Genomic DNA, 16,991 nt, shown 5'->3' with positions numbered 1-16,991 from the left:
AAGGCCTGGTCAACGGCGGTTACAGGCCTACGTGCCTTACCGGGTTGCGGCATCATCCAGTCGGGTGTCGATCTCTTGCATCAGCCGTAGTGCCGCACGACGAACCCGGTGGATCGCCAACACCACATCTGCGGGTAACCGCGCCGGAGCCTGGCCGTCCACGGCCGGTATCTGTGCCGTCGCAATATCATCCGGAGACAGCCTGGTCGCAGCGGCGAGGTGACCCCGCAGATCCGCCATCTCACCGGGAAACGACGCCGCCCTCCTTACCGCCCCACGACCCGTCTCCACCATCGTTTCGTCGAACGCCCCAACCTGCTGGGCCGGGATCGGCGCCGAGAGTGGCAGCGGTCCGCCTTGTTCGAGGGTCGCGCTGCCGCGGCGTTCCGCGACACCGAGGTGTTCTCCAGCTCACACGGCCCCACCCTGGAGCAATGGAGCCCCAACGCCCACAAGTACGCCTCGTTCGTCGTGATGGACCCGCCACGCACACCCAGATGCGCGCCCTGGTGTCAGCGGGATTCACCCCGCGCCGAGTCCGGGAGATGGAACCCACCATCCGCCAACTCACCGCCGCCCACCTGGACACCGCGCTCGCCGGCGGCCCCACGTTCGACTTCATCGACTTCGCCAGCAAAGTCCCCATCGATGTGATCTCCACGATGATCGGCGTACCCCCCGCCGACCGGCCCCAGCTGCGCACCTGGTCACAACAGGTCATCGCCCGCGGCGACGGCGACACCGGCATCCCAAACACGATGCGCCAGGCCAACAACGCGCTCGCCGGCTACTACACCGACCTGGTGACAACCCGCCGCACCAACCCCACCGACGACCTCACCAGCGCCCTGCTCGCCGCCGAGGTCGACGGCGCCCGCCTGCAGGTCCACGACATCGTCTCGGTACTCATGCTGCTCGACATCGCCGGGAACGAGACCACCACCAAACTCCTCGGCAACGCCTGGTGCGCCGCGTGGCGTAACCCCAAGCAGCGGGACGCGGCATGGAACGGCAACATCGCCGGGTGGGTCGAGGAGACCCTGCGCTACGACAGCCCAGGACAGATGGCCGCCCGCCTGCTCACCACCGAAACCACCCTGCATGACCTCACCGTGCCGGCCGGGTCACGGATGCTGCTGCTCATCGGCTCGGCCAACCGCGACCCGCGGGTCTTCGCCGACCCAGACCGATTCGACATCGGCCGCGACACCACGGCGGCCATCCCGTTCATCGTCGGCCCGCACTTCTGCCTTGGTGCCAGCCTGGCCCGCATGGAAGCACGAATCATCCTGGAGGAACTCGTCAGAAGGCTGACCCCCGAGTTCCACATCGACATGGCCGCCGCCACCCGGGCGCACAACCCCAACGTGTACGGGTTCGCGACGTTACCGACCACGGTCACCCTGCGCTGACCGGTCGGCGCGCCTACGTCGTCCTGCGCCAGGAGGCGGCCGTCACCGAGGAGGAACTGCGCGCGTTCATGCGCGGCCGGCTGGCCACCACAAGATCCGCGCCAGGTCGCCTTCGTGGACGACCTACCGAAGACCGGCTCTGGCAAGATCCAGAATTCCCGGCTACGCGACCGCGTCTGACCATCGTGTCCGACCTGTGACCAACCGACCTCCCGCCTCCTGAGTCCAACGGGGTGACGGAGAACACGATCGGTGGCAACGGGGGAAGTAACGAGATGAAGATCAGGATTCTGGTGGCGCTGGCCGCCATGCTGGCCGCCGTGCTCGGGGTACAGGGGACGGCGCAGGCCGAGCCCGGGCACGGCGACAGCATCCGCTACGCCTCGGCGAAGGGATGCGTCAAAAAGGGCGGCAACATCGTCCCGTGCGGGACATGGCGGCTGGTGACGCACCACGGCAGGGTGGTCCTGTTGAAGGACGCCCAGCTCAGGGCGCTCAACGAGAAGGGCGATCCGGTGACCGACTCGACGGCGCCGGTGGCTGTCAGCGGCAACGGGCAGAAGATCGCCTATTTCAGGAAGGACGGGCGGCTGGCGGTACGGGCTCTCGACGGCAAGGTCAGGCTGCTGCCCAAGGACACGCTGCCCAGGAAGACCGCCCAGTACGACGTGACGCTGCAACTGTCCGACGACGGCGCCGTGCTCGCGGTCACCGCCGGCAGGACGAAGCTGTTCGACACCGCCTCGAGCACGCGGCTCGGCCAGCTGCCCAAGGGGCGCTACTTCCTCGGCTTCAGCGGCGACGGTGAGAAGGTGCTGACCAGCACCGACGCTGCCGACTCCGTCATGGAGCTGGGTGTCTACGACCTGTCTGGCCGCCTCCTGCATAACGGCACGCCGCCGCAGCTGGTCGCCAACAACGGTCCCTACGCGCTGCACGCCGACGGCAAGACGATCGCCGTGCTGGTGGCGAACCGCAAGGTCGCGCTGTACGACCTGGAGTCCGACCAGGTCACCGGCGACCAGCGGATTAAGCTGCCGAAGGACAGCACCGCGCACAAGCTCGACTGGACCGGCGACGACCAGGTGACGCTGCACGTCTCGGAGGAGTTCGAGGGCGCCCCGACCCGGATGACGGTCCTGCAGCACGACGTGACGTCCGGTGCCACCACGGTTCGCGACAAGTACAAGCTGCTCAAGGACACCTTCGTCTTCGCCGCCTGCGGCGGCTGAGACTCGCTCTTCACAGCGGCCAAGGCGGGCCGTGCCACGGGATCACCGCGGCACGGCCCGCCTCTCGCGTCCTTGGTGGCCGGTACCGAGGACTTGTCCACGTGGCCGAAGCCGCCCGAGATGTAGGCCGCGTCGACCGACCAGGTGTCGCCGGTGGCCAGCTCACCCTCGGCGGGGCTCACCTTGAGCCAGCTCGCCGCGTGGTCCACGCCCAGCGTGTACGGCGAACCGACCCGGTGTTGGACAGCTCGAACGAGCGCGTCCTCGACTGGCCTTCGGGGATGACGACGGTGAGGGACGTGACGGACGCCGCGACCTTGTCCGTGGCCAGCGCGGTGCTGACCTCGGAGAACTCCACGGGCTTGATCGTCACGGACTTGGTGAAGGACTGGTAGGACGGAGCCGAGACGGTCACCTGGTAGTCGCCCGCCGGCACCTGGGAGGTGTAGCGGCCGGGTGGCGTCGGTGGTGTAGTCGGTCTCGCCCACGGTGACCGTGGCGCCCGCTACGGCCAGGCCGTCGTTGGCGTCGGTCACCTGGCCGTGGATGAGGCCGTGCCTGGTCGGGGTGAAGGTCAGGCTCTGACCGGCGGCGGCCAGCGTGGCGGTGTTGAAGGAGTACTGGAAGGCGTCGGTGCCCGTGGCGTTCTCCCAGGCCGACGGTAGCCGAATCGCCCCTGGTCCTGGTCCTGGTCGTCGTACCGTTTTGCAGAATCGGCCTATGTGTCAAGGGTGGTGTTACGATGAATCGTGATCTATTGAGGCGTGATTGAGATTGACATGGCCTTAATGTGTCATCCATGCGGAGGGCATGTCTGGATGCTCCACCCGCCAGCGTGTTCGCCAAAAGTGCGGGGAGACCCCATTATGAGTGTCTTTAGCGCAGCGACCATTGCCCTCATGCAGAGTATTCGCTCGCCCGCCGAAGGCGATGTCGTCGAAGTGGCGGGCTACGCGTCACTTGATGACGGTGGTGGCGGGACCTTTTTCTTCGACACCACCCAGATCACTAGCGCAACAGTCAGGTCCGCCAACATCACAGGCGCAACACATATCAAATACGACGAGCACGAGCCGTCGGCGATCGTGGCTACCACTGCAGCACCACATCTTTTCGTGGACGGCCAGGCGGTCCTCGTGGCAGGCGTTGGCGAAGGCGCGGACGGTGCCTGGTGGGTCAAGGTCCTGGACAGGGGCAATGCGAACAAATCGACCAGGTTCGCGTTGCTCGGCTCCACGGCTACCGGCCCGTTCACCGCCGGAGGGACCGCGAAGAGTCTGATCGTGACGACCTCGCATGATCACCGGCTGGCGCCCGGCGGTCGCGCGATCATCAAAAGGGTCGCGGGTCGAGACGGGTTCTCGCTCAACGGAACCTGGATGAACATCGGAATGGGCGAGACACAGCAGTCGTTCACGCTGGCCTATGTTCCGAGAGGCTCTTACGATCATGGCGGCGTGGTCGGAGACGGCGGAGCGTCGTTCCCGTCCGATCCTCCAGACCCTCCACCAACCCCTGCGCCGCCTCCTCATACCGACGGGTGCTGGGTACGCCGTCGCGATGGCACAGAGCTCAACGTCAGATGGTTCGGCGCGGCTGGTAACGGCGAAACCGACGACACCGAAGCCCTCGTCGCAACGATTCGCGCCGCGAGGACTTTCAAGACCGGCGTCTACCTGCCCGCCGGGAATTTCAAGACGACAGCGGAGATCAAACTCGAAACCTACGCCGTCGATCGGCTCACAGACCTCGGATTGTCGATCCGCGGCGAAGGATCCGAGCAGAACGTGCACAACGGCACGATGATCACGGCCGGTCGGGCCGGAATGCGGTCGATCCTGTCGATCCAGGCCCACAGCGTGACTCTCAAGGGCCTCCGCCTCGGATGTGCCGACAAGGCCGACCATGGGCTCTACCTCCAAGGCGCGTCGACCCTGCACCTCGACGACGTGTCCGTCCAGAGAGCGGTCATGGACGGCTACCGGGCCGTGAGAACAGCCGACAACGGCGAACCTACGAACAATGACTTTATGTACGCGCGGAGGCTCTACGCCTACGCGTGTGGAACGCTGTACTGCTCGCCATCGCTTGAGCACCGCTACAAGAGAGTTGGGGAGGAACTGCCGCCGCTGCCGCTGCGGGCCGTTGCACCCGTCAAGGGCACGGTGTCCTGTACCGGCAAACCCGATACCGGCAAACCCGGCAGCGACGCTCGTTACTTCATGACGATCAACGGATCTGGTACCAGGTTCGACGAGATTCCGGCCCGGGAAGGGGATTTCATCCTCATCGGAGCTAACGATTCCACGCTCCAGCGGCACGAGATCGCCAGGATCGTCGGTCCAGAAGAGATCAAGGTCTACCCGCTCAACAGGCCATCGCCGGCGTTCAGCGAGCAGCCGTTCGCTATCGGGATTGGCGATGGCTGGAGCGAACACGCCCACAAGGACAACAACCGGACGCACCTGGAAGTCGGGCAAATAACCTACTGCGCCGGAAGCGGAATCGTGTGCCGCGGTGGGTACGGCCCGACAATCGTGAATATGGAGCTCCACGGGTGTGGATTTGCCGGCATCGTGATCGGAACTCTTGATCTTCGCAGGGCTGTCTTTCTCGGCACACGAATCGCCGGCCCATACTTCGAAGGTTCGTTCTACGGTGCGTGCGTCTTCCTCGCGCAGGCAAGGGGGATCACAATTGACGAGCCGATGTGGAAGGGGCAACCCCCGGATCGCCGTTTGGTCTACAGCGAACAGAGCATGACCAACGCCTACGCACTCGGTTATATGGCCGACTTCGTCGACGCAAACCATCCGATCGGACTGCGCCCAATCGGCCCCGCGACAACTGACATACCCGCCACGCGTGGCAAGAACTTCACAAATACTGGAAAGCTCATCTCGCCGAGCTCGGGGGCATTGGACATCGACTCGACGCCATGGACGGAGCCGATCCTAATCCCCGAAAGGAACAAGAACGTTGCCGTGAATCGTGGGACCGTCGGAGCACCCGCGGACATCACTGCAGAGCCGACGTTCCCCCCAGGAGTCGATGGGCAAGAGATCGCTATCTGCAACATCGGCGTCCACCCAGTGATTTTCCACGACGGAGGCGGACAACTCAAAACCAACCTCGTTCTCGACTGCACCCCTGGTGGGACCGTGGCGCTCGCCCCGGGTCACATCATGATGTTCCACTACTCGATCCATGGCTCCATGAAAGGCAAGTGGACGCAGCGAGGCGCAGTCGCGACCTCGGGTAACTAACGAGGCTCCGCCTCGGACCGTCGGGCACTCGGCCAAGCGGTCGCACCCGCATCGACCTGGGCCGCGATCCGCATCGACCACGCCTCTTCTGCACCGTGCAAAGCCGAGCGGACGATCCGTCCGATCCGGCCCGAGGCCGGCGGCTCAATCTTCTCGCCGCGGCAGTGCTTCAGCAGTTCCGCACGAACCCGATCAACGCGCCGCTCAGCGTGCGCGACGTTGGCCGCCGGCCAGTCCGTCAGCTTCTCCGCATCGACGACCGAGCAGACGCGAAAGCCCAGATGAGCGCGGATTTGACTGCGGTGATACTCGATCGTCCGGCCGGTCCACTCATAAAGACCCAGTTCCGAGACGGGAATCTTTACCTGCCTGGCCACATGCTCGATCGCCTCATCAGCCAGCTCCGAGCGCCGGGGGAAGCGTCCATGTCTGGTGTAGTACTTCAGCAAGAGCACGAAGGCCAATCGCGTGGCACCGCGTTTCCCTGCGATGAGGTCACGTTCTTCATCCAGCACGGTCCAGTGCTCGACGAGCTCGTCGATATTCAGCGAGGGGCCTGTCATGGGGCAGGCGGCGCCCCGGGAGCCCGGCCGCGGGGACCCAGCGGACGCGCTCAGCGCTGGGTGAACCACCACAGCGCCAGGCCGACCAGGGCCGAGCCCGCTGCGGCGGCGGCGCCGCGCGCGGCGGCGAACACCACGGCGGTACACAGACGCCGGGCGGTAGGGGAGAGCTTCATCAGCGGTGTCCTTTCGGGTGGGCTGGGCGGGGTGCCCGGCGTATCTCCCATTGGCGGCCACCGCCCGCGCACATCCCATCGCTGCCGGATCCGGAACAGGCGGTGTCGGTTACCCTGCTGCTCACCACGCGATCCGGGATCCTCCGAGCCGGATCGGCGCGGAGAAAGGCAGGGCGCTGATGGGCCGGCCGTTTCGCCCGGACACCGGACCGCACCAGACATCGGCGGTACTGGCCGAGCTGGCGCACCTGTGGGATCAGGCCGTGCGTCGTGCCGCAGCCGAGCGCCCCAAGGCCAAGCAGATCACGCAGACACGGCTGGCCCGGGAGTCGGAGGTAGCGCTCCAGACGATCAATGACTGGGCCACCGGAAAGAGGCTGCCGCGCGATCTGGACGACTTACGCAAGGTAGGTGCGACGCTGGCGCGCTGGGCAGGGGAGGAGCCGGCGACCGGCAAGGCATGGTCGGCGCTGATCCGGACCGACCAGCGCGAGCGTGATGCTCCGGCTCCGGACGTGCCGCTCACATCCGACATCGCCCTTGGCCGACCGTTGGAGCAGGTCAGCGATCCGTTCCTGCTGGAGGTGCACCGCCCCATCGAGGTCGACGCCCCACACGCCGAGCCGTTGCCGGTGCTGCCGCCCTATGTGCCGCGCGAGCACGACCAGCGGCTGGCGCAGGTGGTGGCTCGGGCGGTCGGTGGGCACAGCGCAATGGCGGTGCTGGTCGGCGGGTCCTCCACCGGCAAGACCCGCGCCTGCTGGGAGGCCCTGGCACCGCCGCGCGAAGTCGGGGGGTGGCGGCTGTGGCACCCGTTCGATCCCACCCGCCCCGAGGCCGCGCTGGCCGAGCTGCCCCGGGTGGGGCCGCGCACCGTGGTGTGGCTGAACGAGACCCAGTTCTACCTGGATGCTCCCGGGAATGTGGGGGAGCGGGTCGCGGCCGCGTTGCGCACCCTGCTCACCGACCTCGGCCGGGCGCCGGTACTGGTTTTGGGCACGTTGTGGCCGCGACACTGGGACACCCTCACCCGTTCGGCCGCTGATGCCCATGCCCAGGCCCAGGTAGTGCTGGCCGGCACCGACATCGCGATGAGCACCGGGTTCACCGGCGACCAGGAGCGCGCCCTGCGGCAGGCGGCGTCGGGCGATGTGCGACTGGCCGAAGCGGTGGCCAACGCCGTCGACGGGGAGGTCACCCAGTACCTGGCCGGGGTCCCCGAACTGCTGGCCCGCTACCACCACGCCCCTCCCGCCGCCAAGGCGCTGATCCACGCCGCGATGGACGCCCGTCGGCTGGGCCACCGGCACGCCCTGCCGCACGCGCTGCTGGCGGCCGCCGCCCCGGCCTACCTCAGCGACGCCGAATGGGATGCGGCCGGGGAGGACGGGCTGGAGGCGGCGCTGGCCTACACCGCCGCACCCTGCAAGGGGGTCCCTGGGCCGCTCACTCGGATCCGCCCCCGCAGTGCCCCAGCGCCCTCCCGCAGATCCGGCCCCGCCGTCCATACGGTCGGCGGGCAGCCCACGGCCGGCGAGAGCGGGCCGGTGTACCGGCTGGCCGACTACCTGGACCAGCACGGCCGCCGCCATCGGTCCGAGCACATACCCCTGGGTGGGTTCTGGGCAGCCGTGGCCACCGCCGCCCACCCCGGCGACCTGCTGATCCTGGGTTATGCCGCCCATAACCGCGGCCTGCTGCGCGACGCCGCCCAGCTGTACAAACACGCCACCGGTCACGGCGACACCCGCGCCGCCCTCTCCCTGATCCAGGCACTCCATGATCTATACCCTGCCGACCCACGACCCGCTGAATGGGCCGCCGAGCACGCCACTGTGGAGTACCCGGACGTCGTGGCGGAGCTGCTGGAGGGGTTGCAGGATGTGGGGGCGCGTGAACAGGTCAGCGTGCTGGCCACCCGGGCCGCCGAGCACACCGCCCTGGACGACCCGTACGCCGTGGCACGGTTGCTGGTCTGTTTGCGGGAGGCGGGAGCGCACGAGCAGGTCAGCGTGCTGCTGGCCCGCGACCCCGCCCGGCACGCCCCCCTGGACCACGCGTTCGCCGTAGCACAGTTGCTGGGCAGTTTGCGGGATCTGGGGGCGCACGAGCAGGTCAGCGTGCTGGCCACCCGAGCCGCCGAGCACACCGCCCTGGACGACCCGTACGCCGTGGCAGGTGTGCTGGACGGGTTGCGGGCTGTGGGGGCGCGTGAACAGGTCAGCGTGCTGGACACCCGGGCCGCCGAGCACACCGCCCTGGACGACCCGTCCGGCGTGGCACGGTTGCTGGGCAGTTTGCGGGAGGCGGGAGCGCACGAGCAGGTCAGCGTGCTGCTGGCCCGCGACCCCGCCGGGCACGCCCCCCTGGACGACCCGTACGCCGTGGCAGAGCTGCTGGGCAGTTTGCGGGAGGTGGGGGCGCACGAGCAGGTCAGCGTGCTGCTGGCCCGCGACCCCGCCCGGCATGCCCCCCTGGACGACCCGTACGCCGTGACAGAGCTGCTGGACGGGTTGTGGGCTGTGGGGGCGCGTGAACAGGTCAGCGTGCTGGCCACCCGGGCCACCGAGCACGCCCTGAACGACCCGTACGCCGTGGCACGGTTGCTGGGCAGTCTGTGGGAGGTGGGGGCGCACGAGCAGGTCAGCGTGCTGCTGGCCCGCGACCCCGCCCGGCATGCCCCCCTGGACGACCTGTACGCCGTGACAGAGCTGCTGGACGGGTTGTGGGCTGTGGGGGCGCGTGAACAGGTCAGCGTGCTGGCCACCCGAGCCGCCCAGCACGCCGGCCTGTACGGCTCGTACGCCGTGGCACAACAGTTGGCGGAAAGGCTACGGGAGACGGGCGCGCACGAGCAGGTCAGCATGCTGATCGAACGGCTGCCCGCAGCCGGACTGTTCTACGTGTTCTGCAACCAGGAGGGTAACGCCACACGGTTCCGGTTCGGTCGTGGTTCGGATGGTCAACCGGCGCAATCATGGGACTGGGATGATCTTTCTTGATCGGGAGGCCGTGACCACCCACACCGCAGTCACGCGGCTACTACCGGCCGCACCCCGTAGCAGTTCCGAGGAGGACTTCCCAATGGGTGAGGCCCCACCGGCGACCACCACGCACTAGGCGCCCGCCCGCCGCGGCTTACCCGCGCGCAGGCCGTGCCCGGCTGTCGCGGCCGGCTGAGCGCGGGCAGCGGAGTGCGCCTGGCGGCGGTGTCGGTTGGCATCAACGCCCGCCTGCCTGCCACCTGGTCCTTGGCCGCTGCCAGTCCGGCGTTCACCCCGCCCTGCGCATCTGCGGCAGGCGACAGCGGGAAAGCAGGCGAGCGACGATGACGATGGTGGTCAGCATCGGTGACATCGTCGGCCTGCGGCCGTCTGGAAAGATCAGCAAGATCAATGTGCCTCTGGAGCTCGCGGAGCGAGCGGCCGTCCGGGGCCCAGGACAGGCCGCTCACCATCGGGTGCGTCATCGTCTTCCAGTCCCGGCGCCGGCCGGTGGCGACGTCGAGCACGGAGATCGTGGCGCCGCCTCCGATGAGCGATGTGGAGTAGGCCAGCCGGGTGCCGTCGGCGCTGACAGCGAGGTCGTGGACCAGAGTCAGGTCGTCGGGGTCGGCCGGCGTGAGGGCCACCGGCTGCTCGGGTCGCCCGTTCTCATCGAGGTGTACCAGGAAGAAGCGAATGGAGGGGTTCGTCGACCCGGTCCAGCCGGCGATGGCGAACGTGCGGTTGTCCCGGGCGGCGGCCGCGAGGTGCCAGGAGCCGGGCGAGCACACCGAACGCTCCCTCATCCTCGACCTGGCCCTCACCTGGCCGAGGACCGCCCCCGCGACATCGTCCGCAAGACCAAGAACGGCCTAGAGGCCGCCCGCAAGCGCGGCAATGTCGGCGGCCGTCGCCCCGTGGTCGACGACGACAAACGCGCCGCCATCATCGCCCGCCGCGAGCGCGGCGAATCCATCCGCACCATCGCCGCCGGAGTCAAAGTCTTCATCGGCGTCGTCCACAAGATCCTCACAGGCACCCAGCGCGTCGTCACGGCCGCCGAGGACAGTCCCCGCTGAGGACGATCGCGCCTACTGGCGCAAAGTCCTCGCGGACCTGTAGGCCGCCGCCACCTTCCGCCGCATCGTGAACCTTCGAGACCGGACCGATCGTCTTAGATCGGTAGGATTTCCCGGATGAAACGGCGCGATTACGAAGGACCCGGCGACCTGCGCACGATGCAGGACCTGACCGGGCGGCTCTGGTCGCCCGAGAGCCGTTGGCACATCGGAGATCTGGCCTGGTCCCGGTTCCAGCACGTCGGCAGGGAGCCGGAGTGGCCTACGTCGTTGTGGGAGCACGACGGTCAGGTCGTCGCGTGGGCGTGGGCGCAGCGCCCCGGCACTCTCGACCTGCGGCTCGACCCGGCCTACCCCGAGTTGGCGGAGGAGATCCTGCGCTGGTTCGACGGCGCCGTCGAAGGTCTGGAGCGCGATGTCACGCTGCTGGAGTCCGAGACGGACCTGGCAGAGGTCCTGCGTCGGGACGGATACCGCGCGCAGGAGTCCGGCGTGTTCTTCACCCACATGCGCCTCGACCTCGACGCGCTGCCCGAGTCGAAGGTCCCTGCTGACCATACCTTGCGTGCCGTACGCGGCGAGCAGGATGCCGAGGCCAGGGCGGCGGTGCACCGGGCCGCGTTCTCGCTGCCGGGCCTGCCGCCCTCGCGGGTCACTGGTGAGAGCTATCGCCAGGTCATGCGGGCCTGGCCCTACCGCGCCGAGCTCGATTGGCTGGTCGAGGCGCCGGACGGCACTCCGGTGGCGTTCTGCCTGGTCTGGCTGGATGAGGAGCACCGGGCGGCGCTGCTGGAGCCCGTGGGTACCGATCCGGAGTACCGTCGGCTGGGCCTGGCGAGCGCTGCTACGCTCGCCGCCCTGCACGCCGCGCGGCGGCTGGGCGCGCGGTCGGCCTTCGTGGCGCCCCGGGGCGACGACGGCCATCCGATGGCGCGCAAGACCTACGAGTCGCTGGGCTTCCGCGGCTTCGCGCGCACGATGACCTTCGTCCGCTGAGATCGTCTTCCCAACCTCTGATCTTCGTGTTCTCGCGACGGGGATCTATCAGGCGGTTGCACAGCGCGATTTGGCGGCTGTCATGATCATCTTCACGGTATCGTCAGGGTTGAGTGCAAGATCACATATGCGCTCCCGCAGCGCCCAGGCTGGTTCTACACACCATCTCCGGGGCTCAGAGCGTTCGGGAACCATCGCGCCGCGCCGGGAAGTGCGCCACCCGTTACCGGCCAACCGATTCGAGACATCCTCGACCCCCAAGCGGCTGATCCGCTAGATCGCTTGACAACCCCAGATAACGATCGATCCGCGCCCGCCTGGCCACATCCCACAGGTGGACGGCGAGATCGCAGCATGGTCGCGACCTTCGGATCGTTGCGCTGCACGTTGACCGATACCGTCATCCGGCGCTTGCCGGTGGCGTCGGCGAAGGCGAACGATCGCGACACCGACCGGCTTCTGGCGGTCAGCTGGCGGCGCTGATCTGACGGCGTTGATCTGATGGTGACTCAGTTTCGCGCCTGTCGGTGACCGGTCTCCCATGCCCAGGCGGCGATGCCGACGCGGTTACGGACCCCCAGTTTGCGCTGGATGTGGGCCAGGTGAGTTTTGACGGTACCGGGGGTGATGTAGAGCTCGGCGCCGATTTCCGGGTTGGTCAGGCCGTCGGCGACCAGTGACACGATATCGAGTTCCCGGTTGGTGAGCGGCGGCTTCGAGTCCGGCGCGTCACGCACGCCGGACAGCCGCCGCAGCAGTCGTACCGTCACCGACGGGCTGATCAAGGAGTCGCCGAGCATCGCGGCGCGGACGGCCTCGATCAGCAGCGCGGTCCCGGAGTGCTTGAGCAGGAAACCGCACGCGCCGTGGCGCAGCGCGGTGTGCACGTAGGCGTCCAGGTCGAAGGTGGTGACCACGACGACCCGTGTCACAGTGGGTGTGCCGGGTGCGCAGAGGATCCGGGTCAGTTCCAGCCCGTCCATCCGCGGCATCCGGATGTCGGCGATCACCACGTCCGGTCGTAGCCGCCTGGTCAGAGCCAGTGCCGCGACACCGTCGGCGGCCTGACCGACGACGTCGATGTCCGGCGCCGAGTTCAGGATGGTCTGGAATCCGAACCTGACCCGTTCCTCGTCATCGGCGATGAGCACCCGGATGGTCACGACGCCGGCTCCGCGACACCGGCGGGAAACCGCGCGCACACCTGCCAACCGGCCGGCGGTAGGGGACCGGCGGTGAACGTGCCGCCGAGTGTCTCGACCCGCTCCGCCAGCCCGGCCAGGCCGACCCCGCTGTGCCGCCGGTCGGCGGGGTCGCGGGCATCCCACCGGCCGCCGGACTCGCGGTGCGCCCGGCCGGCCGGCGAGGCCTGGTCTTCGACCGTCAGCGAGATCCCGCCGGGACATCTGCGGAGCGTCACGGTGACCGCCGCGCCTGGGACGGCATGGCGGCGTGTGTTGGTCAGGCTCTCGACCACCACCCGGTACACGGTCGTGTCCGCCTGACGGTGCAGGGACGCGTCGAGCCCGGGATCCATTCTCAGTTCGATCGGGCCCGTACCCGAACCGGCGTACCGCCGGACCAGCTCCGGCAGATCGGTGACGCCGGGCATCGTTGTGCGGGATCCCGCGGCGCCGTCCTCGAGCTCGCGCAGCACCCGGATCGTGCTGTCCATGGAAGCCAGCGCGTGGGTGCCGTCGGATTCGATCCGTCGCAGCACCCGGGCCACCTCCTCGGGATCGGTGCGCAGCAGTACCTGCGCGGCCTGCGCCTGGATGACCATGGCACTGACGTCGTGGGCGACGAAGTCGTGCAGGTCGGTGGCGAGCTGCAGGCGCTGCGCCCGTCGTGCGTGGCGTACCGCCCGGAGCCGGCGGGCATCGAGCCAGCGCAGGTACCCACCGGCTGCCGCGCCGGCGAGCGCGGTCAGTGACCAGAACGCGCAGGACGCGACAGACTCCCACCGGGTGCTCAACGTCACGCCGGTGATCGGGACGGCCAAAAGCGCCACGGCGAGTACCGTGAGCGCGCCGGCGACCGCGGCGTGCGCGACGGGCGACCAGCGGCAGACCAGCGCGATGAGAATCATCAGTGTCGCGGTGTGCAGCAGGGGCCAGGAACCGCCGGTCCGGGGCGGGCCGGTGGACCAGATCGCGGTGGCGGTGAGCGAGATCAGCGACACCACGCCGGTGGCGGGAGCGACGAAGCGGTGAGTGCGGGGCCAGCCCACCGCGAGCGCGCCCAGCGCGCCCAGCGCCAGCGCGGCGGGCAGCACGAGCAGTGGATCGGCGTCCGGGTGCGTCGCCGCCGCCGAGGCGAGAACGGCCGCCAGGACGCCGACGGCCGAACCCACCCGCGCGGCGAGGCGTCCGGCGGCCCGCCGCCCCTGGTCAGCGATTGTCCGGGTGGTCGACACGAGCTCACCCTAGCCATGCGCGGCGCCCGCCGCGTCTGCCGATCGGCGGATATCCAGCGGGCCGCACCGGTCGAGATGCTCGACGTGTCACCGCCCGGCCGGGGCGGGTAGAGCAGAGGAGACCTCATGTCCCATCCGACACCGTCCACGCCGCGTCGCCGCGCACGAGGTGCCGTGCTGGCCGGACTCGCCGTACTGGTGGTGCTGGGCGCCGCCGCCCCGGCCCGCGCCGGTGGCCACGCGCCCCCGCCGCGCGAGACCTCGCTGGTCGGCGCCGTCGACCTGAAGACGGTGCCCGGGGTCCGCCTGCACTTCGCGTTCGACGCCCACGCGGTCCGGGACAGGGAGAAGGAGGCGACCGGCACGTTCCGCATCAGGCACACCGAGGATGCCATCGACGTGTGGCAGACCGGTACGATCACCTGCCTGCAGGTCGGTGGCCCGGTCGCCGTGGCCAGCGGCACCGTCACCGCCTCGAACGAGCCGGCTCTGATCGGACACAAGGTCGGGTTCACGGTGTACGATCACGGCCGGCGCGACCGGCTCAACGCCAGCTGGGACATGGGCTTCACGGGGACACCGCCGCCGTGCATGAGCACCGCACCCACGGGCGAGATCGGGGCGGGAAACCTCGTCGTCCGCGGCTGAGGCCGTCGAACGGCCCCGTACTCAGCCGGTACGTCCGCTGGCTTACGGTGCTGGCGCTGGCGCGATCGCCTTGCCGACCAGGCCGGCGGCGAGCTTGACGCCTTTGTCTCGCCCGCTGATGTTGTTACCGAGAGCTCATAGCCGAGCCGCTCACCCTGAGGTACCGCTACGGTGCCCCATGCGCGGTCGGCATGGAGGCCAACGTCCTCAAACTGCATGACCCTCCACCCCTGCACCGAATAGCAAGTGGCACCCGCCGGTGTACGGCCCGTATCAATACCGCAATATCCTGCCACTTTTGCAGCATTCGGGGTTCCCGTCGAACGCCTACGCCAAGCCCTCCAACGCACCCGCGACGCGTCGGAAGCACAGTTGGGTGTAGCTCGTTTTCAGTGACCGGAGCGATCACGCAGTGAGGGCATATCCGTCCTTATAGCAGCTCTGATGGACACGATCGTGTTGCCGCGCGAGGTGGTATCGCCAGTACTCGTCGAGATGCCCGTTGGCGGTGAGCGCGCGGAGTTTCAACACCGCTTCGGCCCCGGGCAGGCCCCAGCGCGCTCCGGCGTGGTCGAATCTGTCAGCGATCAGATGGCGGCAGGCGCCTTCGATCACGCCGGTCGCGATCGGCCAGCCTGCTTCGAGTGCCTGGTCGTAGCGCAGGCGTTCGGCGTTGTTGGTCAGATAGCGGACGCAGGCGTCGAGGCCGTCGCGGCGCCGGGCGGGTAACACAGTGGCTTGGGCGGTCAACGCGGTGACGACCTGGTCGGTGTGCCCGGCCAGCAGCGCCAGAGCATGGGTGGTGGCGACCCAGTCCTCGGCGGCCGGAGCGGAAGGCGGATGCAGACACCAGGCAGCGGCCCACAACTTCTCCAGCACATGGACGAAATCGATGACGATGTGCACCCCGATGTCGCGGCGGGCGGCCTCGGCGGCGATCAGATCCAGCTGGTGCCGGGCTCCGTCGACGAGCACGACCCAGGAACGGGCATGGGCAGGGTCGCGGGCCTCGGCATGGTCGAAGACCTTGGCGATCACGGCGCCGGGGTCGGTGATGACCGAGCCGCACAACCACTTGCGCATCGCGATGCCCTTGGCGTCCACGCTGAGTGCCAGCACCGTGGACGATGTGCACGGAAGGGGGATCTGCGCGTCGTAGAAGGCATCAACGTCGGCCGCGGCCTGGGCCACGAGCTGCTCGCGCCGCGCCAGTTCCTCCAGCAACGAACCCACCGTCACCACCGCCTTACACGCCTGCACCCACAGTAGAAGGCGGCATCCCGATCAAACAGTCATGACCACAAAAGCCCAGCTCAGACGGTCGCTGAAAACGAGCTACACCCATGTCGATTGGACTCAGTCCGACGCATCGCCGAACAGAAGCAGACCCTCACGGTCGGCGTTGAGCACCAGGAAGCGAAAACCCCAGAACACAGGGTAGCCGGGAAGGCCGCGGCAGCCACCCGTGTAAATAGCCGATTCCGGTCCGATGAAGCCGCGGACATAGTCCCTATAACGGTCCTGCAACTCCCGCAGCTCAACCTCCTGGTCATCGGTCAGCTCTAGCCCGCTCCCGTGGGCGATGTCGCCGCGGTAATCAAAGGCATAGCCGATCTCCTCCCACACGGTGGCAGCATCCGCGGGTGTCGGCCCGGTCAGCTCGGCCTTCGGATATACCCCGACGATTGCGGCTTCAGCACCCTTCAACGATGTCCCAGCCGTCAACGGCAGCAAACCGAAGGTGGTCGCGTAGTTCAGGCCGTACATCACGTACTCAAGCCGCGCCAATAGTTCATCCACGTCCAGCATTCTCCTATAGGCCGGTGAGGACCTGTTCTCGTGACGAGAAGGATCCATTCGTTCGCCTCCTCCAACATCACCTGCAGGGCTTCCCCGCCCACCACGGCAGCGCTGAACGAACCGTGAAGGGTGTGCTCTACCTGGTCAACTCGCTCCCTCGAAAGGAGCCGCACCCATATCCTTTTCAGGGATCACGCTCAAGTTCTGGGCGTATATCGACGTTGCTGTTCCCCAGATAACGTGTGCCGCCTCCAAGGTCGCGGGCGCAGGTGGCAGTCCGGCCCTGTTCCTGCGCCCACCGGTCACCATCAGCCGATATTGGCGAGCGACATCAGTTTGAAGCCCGCTGGCCCCATATCCCGAGCGGACCAGAAGGTGCCATCACCCTTGCCCGGGTACCAGTGCAGCGTGTCGTCGTT

At 68.1% G+C, this 16,991-nt stretch carries 16 protein-coding genes; 8 read left to right on the top strand and 8 right to left on the bottom strand.

What is annotated here, in order from left to right; all coding sequences use genetic code 11:
- Positions 1 to 545: 545 nt before the first annotated feature.
- On the top strand, positions 546 to 1,412 hold the full coding sequence (locus tag ABD810_RS38175; protein WP_344952658.1) for a cytochrome P450: 867 nt from the start codon (positions 546 to 548) through the stop codon (positions 1,410 to 1,412).
- A 275-nt stretch (positions 1,413 to 1,687) separates the two neighbouring features.
- Entirely contained in the window at positions 1,688 to 2,644 is a 957-nt protein-coding gene (locus ABD810_RS38170; RefSeq protein WP_344952656.1) for a WD40 repeat domain-containing protein, read from the top strand.
- A gap of 178 nt (positions 2,645 to 2,822) precedes the next feature.
- On the opposite strand, the gene ABD810_RS38165 is transcribed toward ABD810_RS38170, so the two are convergent.
- Positions 2,823 to 3,080: a peptidase associated/transthyretin-like domain-containing protein gene (locus tag ABD810_RS38165; protein WP_344952654.1), complete on the bottom strand. Its 258-nt coding sequence runs from the start codon at positions 3,078 to 3,080 to the stop codon at positions 2,823 to 2,825.
- A gap of 430 nt (positions 3,081 to 3,510) precedes the next feature.
- On the opposite strand from ABD810_RS38165, the gene ABD810_RS38160 reads away from it, so the two are divergent.
- Entirely contained in the window at positions 3,511 to 5,910 is a 2,400-nt protein-coding gene (locus ABD810_RS38160; RefSeq protein WP_344952652.1) for a glycosyl hydrolase family 28-related protein, read from the top strand.
- Here the strand turns inward: ABD810_RS38160 and ABD810_RS38155 are convergent.
- Both ABD810_RS38155 and ABD810_RS38150 read right to left on the bottom strand, forming a co-directional pair.
- Positions 5,907 to 6,473 (bottom strand): DUF4158 domain-containing protein, encoded by a 567-nt coding sequence (locus tag ABD810_RS38155; RefSeq protein ID WP_344952649.1) that lies wholly within the window; start codon positions 6,471 to 6,473, stop codon positions 5,907 to 5,909. The genes ABD810_RS38160 and ABD810_RS38155 overlap by 4 nt on opposite strands.
- Before the next feature lie 50 nt (positions 6,474 to 6,523).
- Entirely contained in the window at positions 6,524 to 6,649 is a 126-nt protein-coding gene (locus tag ABD810_RS38150) for a hypothetical protein (protein ID WP_344952647.1), read from the bottom strand.
- Between the two features lie 179 nt (positions 6,650 to 6,828).
- On the opposite strand from ABD810_RS38150, the gene ABD810_RS38145 reads away from it, so the two are divergent.
- Positions 6,829 to 9,651, top strand: coding sequence for a helix-turn-helix transcriptional regulator (locus tag ABD810_RS38145; protein WP_344952645.1), 2,823 nt, complete (start codon positions 6,829 to 6,831; stop codon positions 9,649 to 9,651).
- A gap of 29 nt (positions 9,652 to 9,680) precedes the next feature.
- Here the strand turns inward: ABD810_RS38145 and ABD810_RS38140 are convergent, their stop codons facing one another.
- Positions 9,681 to 10,439, bottom strand: a complete 759-nt coding sequence (locus ABD810_RS38140; RefSeq protein ID WP_344952643.1) for a hypothetical protein — start codon at positions 10,437 to 10,439, stop codon at positions 9,681 to 9,683.
- A gap of 111 nt (positions 10,440 to 10,550) precedes the next feature.
- Between ABD810_RS38140 and ABD810_RS38135 the strand changes: the two genes are divergently transcribed.
- The 3 genes from ABD810_RS38135 (at position 10,551) to ABD810_RS38125 (ending at position 12,191) form a co-directional block, all read left to right on the top strand.
- Positions 10,551 to 10,712, top strand: a complete 162-nt coding sequence (locus ABD810_RS38135) for a hypothetical protein (protein ID WP_344952641.1) — start codon at positions 10,551 to 10,553, stop codon at positions 10,710 to 10,712.
- A 117-nt stretch (positions 10,713 to 10,829) separates the two neighbouring features.
- Positions 10,830 to 11,708, top strand: a complete 879-nt coding sequence (locus ABD810_RS38130) for a GNAT family N-acetyltransferase (protein WP_344952639.1) — start codon at positions 10,830 to 10,832, stop codon at positions 11,706 to 11,708.
- Between the two features lie 354 nt (positions 11,709 to 12,062).
- Positions 12,063 to 12,191 carry a hypothetical protein gene (locus tag ABD810_RS38125; RefSeq protein ID WP_344952637.1) on the top strand — a complete coding sequence of 43 codons (129 nt, stop codon included), beginning with the start codon at positions 12,063 to 12,065 and terminating at the stop codon, positions 12,189 to 12,191.
- Between the two features lie 26 nt (positions 12,192 to 12,217).
- On the opposite strand, the gene ABD810_RS38120 is transcribed toward ABD810_RS38125, so the two are convergent.
- The gene (locus tag ABD810_RS38120; protein WP_344952635.1) at positions 12,218 to 12,871 is read right to left on the bottom strand and encodes a response regulator transcription factor; all 654 of its coding nucleotides are present in this window, start codon (positions 12,869 to 12,871) and stop codon (positions 12,218 to 12,220) included.
- Positions 12,868 to 14,124 (bottom strand): sensor histidine kinase, encoded by a 1,257-nt coding sequence (locus tag ABD810_RS38115; protein WP_344952632.1) that lies wholly within the window; start codon positions 14,122 to 14,124, stop codon positions 12,868 to 12,870. Before ABD810_RS38115 ends, ABD810_RS38120 begins: the two co-directional genes overlap by 4 nt.
- A gap of 126 nt (positions 14,125 to 14,250) precedes the next feature.
- On the opposite strand from ABD810_RS38115, the gene ABD810_RS38110 reads away from it, so the two are divergent.
- Positions 14,251 to 14,772, top strand: a complete 522-nt coding sequence (locus tag ABD810_RS38110; protein WP_344952630.1) for a hypothetical protein — start codon at positions 14,251 to 14,253, stop codon at positions 14,770 to 14,772.
- 405 nt (positions 14,773 to 15,177) lie between these two features.
- On the opposite strand, the gene ABD810_RS38105 is transcribed toward ABD810_RS38110, so the two are convergent.
- Both ABD810_RS38105 and ABD810_RS38100 read right to left on the bottom strand, forming a co-directional pair.
- Positions 15,178 to 16,005: a hypothetical protein gene (locus tag ABD810_RS38105; protein WP_344952628.1), complete on the bottom strand. Its 828-nt coding sequence runs from the start codon at positions 16,003 to 16,005 to the stop codon at positions 15,178 to 15,180.
- A gap of 123 nt (positions 16,006 to 16,128) precedes the next feature.
- Positions 16,129 to 16,572: a hypothetical protein gene (locus tag ABD810_RS38100; RefSeq protein WP_344952626.1), complete on the bottom strand. Its 444-nt coding sequence runs from the start codon at positions 16,570 to 16,572 to the stop codon at positions 16,129 to 16,131.
- Positions 16,573 to 16,991: the final 419 nt, after the last annotated feature.

The organism is Sphaerisporangium flaviroseum, from assembly GCF_039537005.1.
In the GTDB taxonomy this organism is placed as follows: Bacteria; Actinomycetota; Actinomycetes; order Streptosporangiales; family Streptosporangiaceae; genus Sphaerisporangium; species Sphaerisporangium flaviroseum.
The sequence above is the reverse complement of the archived record's forward strand: the minus strand, read 5'-3'. Positions and strand labels throughout refer to the sequence as shown.